The 7,439-nt window shown below is 64.2% G+C and carries 6 protein-coding genes; all 6 read right to left on the bottom strand.

Annotated elements, in window-relative coordinates; translation table 11 throughout:
- Nucleotides 1-147: 147 nt before the first annotated feature.
- The 6 genes from ACH196_RS23090 to ACH196_RS23065 all read right to left on the bottom strand — a co-directional run bounded on the left by ACH196_RS23090 (nucleotide 148) and on the right by ACH196_RS23065 (nucleotide 7,384).
- Nucleotides 148-1,842, bottom strand: a complete 1,695-nt coding sequence (locus tag ACH196_RS23090) for a hypothetical protein (RefSeq protein WP_396649285.1) — start codon at nucleotides 1,840-1,842, stop codon at nucleotides 148-150.
- 362 nt (nucleotides 1,843-2,204) lie between these two features.
- On the bottom strand, nucleotides 2,205-4,097 hold the full coding sequence (locus ACH196_RS23085; RefSeq protein ID WP_396649284.1) for a bifunctional sugar phosphate isomerase/epimerase/4-hydroxyphenylpyruvate dioxygenase family protein: 1,893 nt from the start codon (nucleotides 4,095-4,097) through the stop codon (nucleotides 2,205-2,207).
- Between the two features lie 82 nt (nucleotides 4,098-4,179).
- Nucleotides 4,180-5,013 (bottom strand): cyclase family protein, encoded by an 834-nt coding sequence (locus tag ACH196_RS23080; protein ID WP_396649283.1) that lies wholly within the window; start codon nucleotides 5,011-5,013, stop codon nucleotides 4,180-4,182.
- Nucleotides 5,014-5,117: 104 nt separating this feature from the next.
- A complete protein-coding gene (locus ACH196_RS23075) occupies nucleotides 5,118-5,549 on the bottom strand; it encodes a type II 3-dehydroquinate dehydratase (RefSeq protein WP_396649282.1) in 432 nt (143 codons plus the stop codon).
- 15 nt (nucleotides 5,550-5,564) lie between these two features.
- A complete protein-coding gene (locus tag ACH196_RS23070) occupies nucleotides 5,565-6,866 on the bottom strand; it encodes a TRAP transporter large permease (RefSeq protein ID WP_396649281.1) in 1,302 nt (433 codons plus the stop codon).
- Entirely contained in the window at nucleotides 6,863-7,384 is a 522-nt protein-coding gene (locus ACH196_RS23065) for a TRAP transporter small permease (RefSeq protein WP_396649280.1), read from the bottom strand. Before ACH196_RS23065 ends, ACH196_RS23070 begins: the two co-directional genes overlap by 4 nt.
- Between the last annotated feature and the right edge of the window lie 55 nt (nucleotides 7,385-7,439).

Raw genomic sequence — 7,439 nt, 5'->3', positions numbered from 1 at the left:
CAACAATGGCGGCTCGGCCGGCGGCACCGGCGGCGCCGGCGCAACCGGGGCCCCGGGCAGCCCAGGCACGGTCAGGGGCACGGCGGCCAGGGTAATCGTCCAGCCGCTCTGAGCGGCGTGGCCAAGACCGGCGGGCCTGCCCGCCGGTCAGAACGGCTGATGGACTGTGAACGCGCCTACCGGACCCGGACCATAGTTGTCATCCTCGAAATAAGTGATGTCGAAGGTCCGCGCACCCGGGCCGGCGAGGGCATTTGCCGCCGTCACCTCGATCATGATGTCTCCCCGCGGGCGGCCGGCATTGAGATTGGGCTGACTATTATCGCCGGCGACGCGCGACTTGTTCGGGGCATAGGGCGGATAGACCGGCGGCGGAACAGGAGCGCCGGCAGGCGGAAAAATCTGGTTCTGCCCGAATGATGATGGAATGTAGCCCGTCTCAACCAGGCAGTTCGTCATATAGAAATTCGTGATGTTCAGGTTGGCGTGAAGCCGCGTGATCGCCGCCGGGCTGGGATGGGCGACGCCGTTGAAAACACCACCGCCGACCGAGATGATCGCCACCCATGCGGCCAGTCCATCGATGAACGCCGTCGAGGTCGACGTATTGGCGCCGTGATGACCACATTTGAAGGCTGCAAACCTGAGCGGCGCAGCGAAAGCCGGCCCGCCCTGCGGGTTGGGAAGCGGCTGCGCCTTCACCGTGACGGCAAGCACATCCTCGCCCGCGGTCGGCAGGTCGCCCCCTGTGTAGAAGTAGAAGTTTTCAAATCGGATGACGAGGCCGATACTGAGGCCGTTGCCGTCCTCGCCGCCCGGGATCGGCGCCGCGGCGGCTGGCACTTTCCATATCCAGCCGGAGGCCGCCACGACGAAGGCAGCAGGCGCGCCCGCGGGGGCCAGTGCGGGGCCTCCGGCGCCGCGCGTGTTCCAGAGAACTTCGTTGGCAAGGTCGGCCTGGCCGAGAAAACGCTCCGCATGAACGGCAGTCGGCACCGTAATGGCGCCAGCGCCAGCGGTGAAGGAGGCGGTGCCGTTAACGGCGTTGACATAATCGGCGGGAATGTTCGGGGTGCGGCCAACGTCGACGAGGATGGCGTTGCGATAGATGCCGTTGGTCACGAGGTTCGCGTTGACCGGGATACCCGCGCCCATCGCAACGAAGGCCGCCGCGGTCGCGCCAGCGCTACGCGGGCCGAGCGCCGTGGGTACCGGCAATGTCCCGGCAAGGACGGCGGCTTCAGCCGGGACGCTGTTGCGCCGCCCGGCACCCTGGACGAGGATCGGGTTGAACGCGCCTGGCGTCACCTCCACTCGATTGATCCCAGTCTGGAATGCCCAGCGGACCACCTGATTGTTGGTTCGGCCAATAGGCAGAACGAGGGCATGGGTATCCGCGCCGGCGAGGTCTGCGATGTTGGCGCGCATCGGTCCGCCCGGTGCGTCATAGGCGCCGAGCGTCGCGGCGATAGCCGCAGCGCCGGCCGCAGCAATGACCTGTTGCCCGACCCGCCCCGCAGCGATCGCGGCAAGCGCCGCCCGCGCCGCGGCGGCGCCGATGATCTCGGCCGATGCCTCGAAGATGTCGGCCTGAAGCAGCGCGATCACGCCCCCCGAATGGTCGTCGTCGTAATGCGTGGTCACGATGACGTCGACCCTCTGAAGTCCATGGACCGCGAGCCGCGCGGTGACAAAATTGTGCACGGTCGCGGCATAGCCGGGTTCGCCGCCGTCAATCAGCATGGTCCGGCTCGCCCCTCCGGCGGCGGTGTCGCGGGCGATGATCAGGGAGCTTTCCCCCTGACCGACATCGATGGTCGCGATTTCAAGAATCCAGGGCATGACATCTCCTGTCAGGAAAAGTGGCACCGTCGAGGTGGGAGCCACCTAACCTTGTTCTGACGCCGTTCCCGCCGTTTCCAACGATGCTGAACCGGCTGAAATACCTTCCCTTACGTCAGTCGGAAGATAGCGCAGAATCCCTCCCCGAGTCGCGTGCAAAATGTGGATTTATCGTCGGAAAGATCGCGTGGGTTGTGCCCCGAAGCGCCGCGTATTTTCACCCGCCCGGCACCTGTCTCGGCAGCAATGTTCGGTCCCGTTCCCTGGTAAATTCGGGATCCGCCGGACCTCATCGCCTGGCGGCTCTGTCTCTCCCTCGCCTCATCGACGGCAGCTAAAGGGGACGCCCGTGACCCGTTTCTCTATCCGACCCGTGGCATCCCGCTCGGCCGGATCGACCGCTTCTGTGCGGCGATGCGGAAGGGCGCGTTGGGCGCGCCGTAGCCTCGGTAGCCGCCGCGGCGCTCGACGATCTCGAAGAAGAACCCTTCGCCGTAATTCTGGCTGTAGAGCTGGAAATATTCGCCGGCTTCATCCCTGTCGTAGAGAATGCTCGCGGCTCTGAGCTGCTCGGTCAATGCCGGATCCAGCCCCAGTCGCGCCTCGAGGTCGTCATAATAGTTCGGCGAGATTTCAAGTGCCTGGAAGCCAAGCGCGTCGAGGTGCGTCGCGGTGGCGAAAATGTCGGTGCTGGCAAAGGCCAGGTGCTGGACGCCGGACCCGAAACTTTCGGCGATGAAGTGGCCGGCCAGCGTCTTGCGGTTTTCGGCGCCGTTGAGCGTCAGCCGCAGGCCGCCATCCCAGCCTTCCACAACCTGGCTGCGCACCAGACCGGCCGGGTCGACGACATCGACCATCGGCGATTTCCGCGTCCGGAAGATCGAGGTGTAGAAGAGAAGCCAGGTCAGCATCTCCTCGTAATCCATCGTCTGCGCGACATGGTCGATGGCCGTCAGCCCCGCATCGCCGCCCGGCCCGCTGCCGACGGGTTCGAATTCGAGTTCCCAGACGCGCGCAAGCTCGCTCCCGGCATCGATGAAATAGATCACGCCGCCGCCGACGCCGCGAATGGCGGGAATGGCAAGCTCGTCCGGCCCGTGCCGCTGCTCGAAGATTTCTGCACCGAGCGCGCGGGCCCGCGCCACGGTCGCCGCGGCGTCGTCGACCTTCAGCCCGAACGCATAGGCGGAGGCCCCGTGGACGACGTAGGACGAATGCGCAAATCCCTCCTTCTCGGTGTTGACGACAATGTTGATGCCCCCTTGCTGGTAGAGCAGCACATCCTTGTGCCTGTGGCGTGCCGCGAGCCGGAAACCCATCGTCCCGAGCAGCGCGGCGAGTTCCTCGGCCTCGGTTTCATTGGCGGCGAATTCGACGAACTCCACGCCGCTAACCGAAATACGGTCCGGGATCGCCGGCACGTCGATTGCGATGTCCGGCTCGGCGCGCGCCACCTGGTCCATCAGGTAGATCAGCGAGCGCCGGCCATCGACCGCGATGGATTTCGGCGAACCGCCGCGGAACTGATCGTTAAATATCTCCAGCGACAGCGGCCCGGTATAGCCGGTCGCTGCAACCGCGCGCATAAAATCGGTCACCGGCAGGTCGCCTTCGCCCGGCATGTTGCGGAAGTGCCGGCTCCAGTAGAGCAGGTCCATGTCGATGCGCGGCGCGTCGGCGAGTTGCACGATGAAGATGCGGTCGCCAGGGATTGCGCGGATCGTCTCGACATCGATCTTGCGCGCCAGCGTGTGGAAGGAATCGAGGATGAGGCCGATGTTCGGGTGATCGGCGCGGCGGACGATCTCCCAGGCATCGCGGTGGTCGCTGATGTGGCGGCCCCAGGCGAGTGCCTCGTAACCGACGCGAAGGCCGCGCCGGGCCGCCCGCTCGCCGAGCTCGCGAAAATCGGCGGCGGCCCGGTCGATGCCGCCCAGCGCAAGAGGCGAGACGTTGGAACAGACCAGCATCAGGTCGGTACCGAGTTCCTGCATCAGGTCGAACTTGCGCTCCGCCCGGTCGAAGGCGCGCGCCCGCTGCGGCTCCGGCAATCCCTCGAAATCGCGGAATGGCTGGAACAGTGTGATCTCCAACCCGTAGTCGCGCACTATCCTGCCAACCTCCGCCGGCGTGCCGTCGAAGGCCAGGAAATCGTTCTCGAAAATCTCCACGCCGTCGAAACCCGCGGTGGCGATTGCCGCGAGTTTTTCGCGCAGATCGCCGCTGATCGAGACGGTGGCGATCGAGGTTTTCATCGCCGAGACCCAAGCCATGCCCCTCGGACCTGGCCGGGTCCAAGGGGCAGACAGGATGTGCGAACGGGCGCTTTCGGCCGCATCACAGAAGCGCAATCACCCGGGTGGGTCCGCCGGTAGCACCCTTCACCTTGGGAATGCCGAGGAAGAGACGGGCTCCCGATTCAGGGATTGCATCGAGGTTTGCCAGGCACTCCACGCCCCAGCGGCCGCTGCCCAGCCATTCATAGTGGACCGGAAAAGCCCCGCCCGAGTTCAGCCCCGTGTCCAGGGAAAGCGTGTCGACGCCGATCCCCTTTACCTTTCGTTCGCCGATCAGCATCTGCGCCGTTTCGATGTGGAAGCCCGGCGTGTGGTTCTTCTTCTCGCTGTCGTTGCCGGTGAATTTCGGGTCGCCGACAAGTTTGTGCCATCCGGAGTTCATCACCACGCAGCAGCCTTCCGGAAGAGGCCCGTTCTTCGATTCCCACGCCTTGACGTCGTCCGGCGTGAGCGACGTGTCCACATTATCGGCGGCGCGCGCCGCGATGTTGATGACAGCAACCGGGACGATGAGGTCTGAAATCGGGATCAGGTCGGCCGTCAGCCCGTCAGCAGAGAAGTGGATCGGCGCGTCCATATGCGTGCCGCTGTGCTCAACGATCGTCCAGCGGTTGAGGTTCACCTTGTCCTTGGCGAAGGTGACGAGTTGCTCGACGGTGAACCATTTGTCGCCGCTGAAGGTCGGAAACCCTTCATAGAGCGCGTGAGAGAGGTCGACCGTGTCGGTGAAACTTACCGGCGCGGCGCGGGCCGGCGTTATCGCTGGAAGCGCGGCGGCCGCCGCCGCACCCAGGCCAAGCGTAAATCCGGCTTTCAGAAGACCCCTGCGGGTCGCCTTCTCACAAATCGAATGAAGGCATCCTGGTGGGCACATGTTGAGTTCCTCCCCTGTTGCTCAGACGTTTCAAACTAACTAACCAGTTCGTTCATTCCTTCGATATATCGCCCCGACTGGCCTCAAGCCGGGGCAATCCCGGCTTACTGTCCGATCAACTCGATCAGCGATTTGACTGCGGTGGGATAGCCGCGCGGCCCGAGGCCGGCGATGACGGCGGTCGCCACGGTGGACACCAGGGAGCGGTGATAGATCGCCTCGCGCCGGTGGATGTTGGAGATGTGCAACTCGACGATCGGTCCCGAAAACATTTTTAGCGCGTCGAGGATCGGGATGGAGCGGAAGCTCAAACCGGCCGGATTGATGAGGATGCCCGCCCCCTCGTCGATCGCCTCGTGGATCCAGTCGACGATCTCATGCTCCGCGTTGGACTGACGGAAGCGGACCGGATGATCTCCCGCCGCCTCCCGGCACATCGTTTCGATCTCCGCCAGCGTCGTTGTGCCGTAGATCTCGGGTTCGCGCTTGCCGAGCCGGTTGAGGTTGGGGCCGTTGATGACGAAGATCGGTTTCATCGAAAACTCCGCTGATCAGCCCTGGTAGCCGAGCAGCCTTGGCAGCCAGAGAACGAGACCGGGAAAGAAGGTGATGAGCGCCAGCGACGCGATCATCGCCCACAGGAAGGGAAGTACGTCGCGCACGATATCCTTGAGCGGCACCTCGGCGATGCGCGTCATGATGAACAGCAGCAGCCCGTAAGGCGGGGTGACGAGGCCGAGCATGATGTTGACCACCACCATCACGCCGAAATGCACCATGTCGATGCCGAGCGCGTGCGCCGTCGGGATCAGCACCGGCACGACGACAAGCAGGATCGTGGTGCCTTCCAGCACGCAGCCGAGCAGCAGCAGCAGGATGTTGACCAGGATCAGGAAGCCCATGGGGGAAAGATCCCAGCTCGTCAGCAGGACCTTGATCGAGTCCGGGATGTTCTCGACGGTGACGACGTAATTGAACACCAGGGCGCCGGCGATCAGCATGCCGATCGACGCCGTCGTGCGTGCGCTTGCCAAGACCGACCGATAGAAATCCGCGAAACTGACGCTGCGGTAGAGGACAACCGAGATCAGCAGCGCATAGGCCGCGGCGACCGCAGCGGCCTCGGTCGGCGTCGTGACGCCGGTATAGATGCCGCCGAGCAGGACGACCGGCATCATCAGCGACGGGAAGGCGCGCCAGGTGATGCCGGGCAGCTCGCGCAGCGGCGTCGGCGCCTCGACCGGGAAGTCATGCTTCCGCGCCTGATAGCCGACGATCGCCATCTGCGATGCTGCCATCAGCAGGCCGGGAATGACGCCGCCAAGGAACAGGTAGCCTATCGACGCGTCGGAGACGAGTGCATAGATGACCATGGGGATCGACGGCGGGATGATCGGGCCGATGACGGCCGTCACCGCCGTCAATGCCGCCGCATAGCTCGGCGTATATTTGCCATCCTTGGTCATCATCATCTGCATCATCTTGCCGGTGCCGGCCGCGTCGGCGATCGCCGAACCCGACATGCCGGCAAAGATGATGCTCTGAACGATATTGACGTGCGCCAGTCCGCCCCGGAACCGCCCGACGATGGCGTCGCAGAAGCGCAGCAGCCGCTCCGTCATCGAGCCGATGTTCATCAGTTCGGCGGCCAGGATGAACAGCGGCACGGCGAGGATGATGTAGTTGGAATACATGCCGTTCAGGAACTGCTCGGCGGCCGTGCCCATGTCGAGGCCGGCAAGCAGCAGGTAGAGGATCGAGCCGGCGATCATCGAATGTCCGATCGGCAGGCCGAGAAAGGCCAGCGCGGTGATCGCGACGACGGAAATTGAGAAGGGGCTGGCGAGGTTCATACGCCCGAACTCACCTTGGTCGGGTCGAATTCTTGCGGCGCCTTGCCGAACACGGCCTGCCAGGAAAGCCAGAGGTAGCGGGCGATGATCGCGATGACGAAGACCACGTAGATCGAAAACAGCCAGTCGAAGCGTATCTTCAGATAGGCCGATTTCTCGACCTTCATGAAGGTCACATAGTCGAGGACCGCCGGAAACGAGATCGCATAAAGCACGACCAGCGCGGCGGCGGCGATGAGGAACATGACCCGCCGCAGCTTCGGCCCGGCGGAGGCGTAGAAGAGGTCGAAGCGGATCTCCTCCTCCTCGCGCAGCACGAAGGCCGCGCCCCACAGCACCAGCCATATCCACAGGATGACGCTGATTTCGTTGGTCCAGCCGATCGGCAGGTTGAGCACGTAGCGGAAGACGATCTGCAGCAGGAACGCGCCGAACATCACCACCAGCATCGCTGCCAGCACATTTTCGGCACGGCGGTAAAGCCAGCCGCCCCATCTGCGGAGTTCCGGATTCGTCATCTTGTCACGTCGGCCGCGAGTTGATCGTGTGAACGGAAGGCCGGCCGACGCGCAA

The organism is Mesorhizobium sp. IMUNJ 23232 (genome assembly GCF_044326205.1).
Classification (GTDB): domain Bacteria; phylum Pseudomonadota; class Alphaproteobacteria; order Rhizobiales; family Rhizobiaceae; genus Kumtagia.
The sequence above is the reverse complement of the archived record's forward strand: the minus strand, read 5'-3'. Positions and strand labels throughout refer to the sequence as shown.

What these genes read in the sequence shown, in the direction of transcription:
- ACH196_RS23070 (WP_396649281.1), bottom strand. Translation starts at nt 6,866, where the DNA reads ATGAACCTCGCCAGCCCCTTCTCAATTTCCGTCGTCGCGATCACCGCG.
- ACH196_RS23065 (WP_396649280.1), bottom strand. Translation starts at nt 7,384, where the DNA reads ATGACGAATCCGGAACTCCGCAGATGGGGCGGCTGGCTTTACCGCCGT.
- ACH196_RS23075 (WP_396649282.1), bottom strand. Translation starts at nt 5,549, where the DNA reads ATGAAACCGATCTTCGTCATCAACGGCCCCAACCTCAACCGGCTCGGC.
- ACH196_RS23090 (WP_396649285.1), bottom strand. Translation starts at nt 1,842, where the DNA reads ATGCCCTGGATTCTTGAAATCGCGACCATCGATGTCGGTCAGGGGGAA.
- ACH196_RS23080 (WP_396649283.1), bottom strand. Translation starts at nt 5,013, where the DNA reads ATGTGCCCACCAGGATGCCTTCATTCGATTTGTGAGAAGGCGACCCGC.
- ACH196_RS23085 (WP_396649284.1), bottom strand. Translation starts at nt 4,097, where the DNA reads ATGAAAACCTCGATCGCCACCGTCTCGATCAGCGGCGATCTGCGCGAA.